Genomic DNA, 2,579 nt, shown 5'->3' with positions numbered 1-2,579 from the left:
GGCCTGCGCGCCGCCGCGGCCGCCGGCGCGCGCGTGCGCGCCTTCGACGGCGACGGCCCCGCCGCCTGCCGCGCCGCGGACCTCCTCCTCGACGGCGTCGCCGGCACCGGCGGGCGCGGCGGGCTGCGCGCCCCGCTGGACCGGCTGCCCGCCGCCCTGGCCGGCGCCGGGCAGGGCGGCCCCGTCGTCGTCGCCGTCGACGTGCCCAGCGGCCTGGACGCCGACCGCGGCGCCGTGGAGGGCGGCGTGCTCGCCGCCGACGTCACCGTCGCCTTCGGCACCGCCAAGCCCGCGCACCTGCTGGCCCCGGCCGCCGCCCGCTGCGGGCGCCTGGTCGTCGCCGACATCGGCGTGCGCGACGAGCTGCCCGCCCCGGCGGTGCGCCGCGTGGAGCCCGCCGACGTCGCCCGCCGCTGGCGCCGCCCCGGCCCCGGCGACGACAAGTACTCCCGCGGCGTCGTCGGCGTCGTCGCCGGCGGCCCCGACTACACCGGCGCCGCGCTGCTGGCCGTGGACGCCGCCGTGCGCGCCGGCGCCGGCATGGTGCGCTACCTGGGCCCCGAGCACCCCACCGAGCTGGTGCGCCACCACCGCCCCGAGGCGGTCGCCGGGCCCGGCCGGGTGCAGGCCTGGGTGCTGGGCCCGGGCGTCTCGCCCGAGGACGAGGAGCAGCAGGCCCGGGTGCGCCGGGCCCTGGCCTCCGGCGAGCCCGCCGTCGTGGACGCCGGCGCGCTGGCCGGGCTGCCCGCCGGGCTGGGCGCCCAGCACGTCCTGACCCCGCACGCCGGGGAGCTGTCCCGGCTGCTCGGCGCCCTGGGCGAGGAGGTGCCGCGCGCCGCGGTGGAGGCCGACCCGCTGGTGCACGCCCGGCGCGCGGCCGCCGCCACCGGCGCCACCGTGCTGCTGAAGGGCTCGGTGACCACGGTCGCCGGCCCCGACGGGCGCGTGCTCACCGCCGCCGAGGCCCCGGCGTGGCTGGCCACCGCCGGCGCCGGCGACGTGCTCGCCGGGATCCTGGGCGCCGCCCTGGCCTCGCGGGCCGCCGAGCTGGCCGAGGACCCGGCGCTGGCCGCCGACGTCGCCGCCGAGGCCGCCGTCCTGCACGGCTGGGCGGCCTCGCTGGCCAGCGCCGGCGGGCCGCTGACGGCCCTGGACGTCGCCGAGGCGGTGCCGGCCGCGCTCACCTCGCTGCCGGGCTGGTGAGCCGGGCCCGGTGGCGCGGCGGCGGCGCGGGCGCGCCGGCGGGGCCGGGTAACGTCGGGGACGTGGGTTCACCCGTGGACGAAGCCGCGCTCCCGGTCCGGGACCTCGGCGCCGCCGCGCGCGCCGCGGGGCGCGCACCGGCGGCCCAGCCGCCCGAGCCCTCGCCGGGGCTGCCCGCCGAGGCCGTCGTCGACCTGGACGCGATCACCGCCAACGCCGCCGTCCTGCGCGAGCGCCTGGCCGGGGCCCAGCTGATGGCCGTGGTCAAGGCCGACGGGTACGGGCACGGCGCCGTCCCGGCGGCGCGCGCGGCCCTGGCCGGCGGCGCCACCCGGCTGGGCGTGGCGCACGTGCACGAGGCGCTGGCGCTGCGCCGCGCCGGGATCGGCGCGCCCGTGCTGGCGTGGCTGCTCACCCCCGGCCTGGACCTGCGCGCGGCCGTGGCCGCGGACGTGGAGCTGTCGGTGGCGGCGCCGTGGGCGCTGGAGGAGGTCGTCGCCGCCGCGCGCGCCACCGGCCGCACCGCCGGGGTGCACCTGGAGCTGGACACCGGCATGTCGCGCGGGGGCTCCTCCCCGGCGGAGTGGGCCGACCTGCTGGGCGCGGTGGCCGCCCGCGTCGCCGAGGGCGCCGTGCGGGTGAGCGGCACGTGGGCGCACTTCGCCTCCGCCGACGCCCCCGGGGACGCCTCCGTGGACGCGCAGCTGGAGGTCTTCGCCGCCGCGGTGGCCGCCGCCCGCGCCCGCGGCCTCGACCCCGGGCTGCTGCACCACGCGAACTCCGCGGCGGCGCTGTTCGCGCCGCGCGCCCGCTTCGACCTGGCCCGCTGCGGCATCGCCCTGTACGGCGTCAGCCCCGCCCCGCACGTGGCGAGCTCCGCCGAGCTGGGGCTGGTGCCGGCGATGACGCTCACCGCCCGGCTGGCGCACGTGCGCGCGGTGCCGGCGGGGGCGGGGGTCTCCTACGGCCTGACGCACGTGGTGCCGCGCTCCACCACGCTGGGCCTGGTGCCGGTGGGGTACGGCGACGGCCTGCCCCGGCACGCCTCCTCGCACCCCGGCGGCGCCGGCGCGGTGCTGGTGGGCGGGCGGCGGCGCCCGGTGCTGGGCCGGGTGTGCATGGACCAGGTCGTGGTGGACCTCGGCGGCGAGCGGCCCGCGCCCGGCGAGCCGGTCGTGGTGTTCGGCGCGGGCGCGGCCGCCGGGCGCCCGGCGGAGCCGACGGCGCAGGACTGGGCCGAGGCCGCCGGCACCATCGCGTACGAGGTGGTCACCCGCATCGGCCCGCGCGTGCCGCGCCGCTGGACCGGCGCGGCGGCGGGTGCGGCGGGCGGTGCGGTGGCGGACGGCGCGGGCGCGGCGGGGGGCGCGGCGTGA

The 2,579-nt window shown here is 82.9% G+C and carries 2 protein-coding genes; both read left to right on the top strand.

The window, feature by feature from the left end; translation table 11 throughout:
- A partial coding sequence (locus GTR00_RS18700) for a bifunctional ADP-dependent NAD(P)H-hydrate dehydratase/NAD(P)H-hydrate epimerase (RefSeq protein ID WP_166613074.1) occupies positions 1–1,203 on the top strand: 1,203 nt, incomplete at its 5' end.
- 170 nt (positions 1,204–1,373) lie between these two features.
- Positions 1,374–2,579, top strand: coding sequence for an alanine racemase (gene alr / locus GTR00_RS18695; RefSeq protein ID WP_166613075.1), 1,206 nt, complete (start codon positions 1,374–1,376; stop codon positions 2,577–2,579).

This window comes from Kineococcus indalonis (genome assembly GCF_009906395.1).
GTDB lineage: Bacteria > Actinomycetota > Actinomycetes > Actinomycetales > Kineococcaceae > Kineococcus > Kineococcus indalonis.
This window is presented reverse-complemented; position numbering and strand designations above follow the sequence as displayed.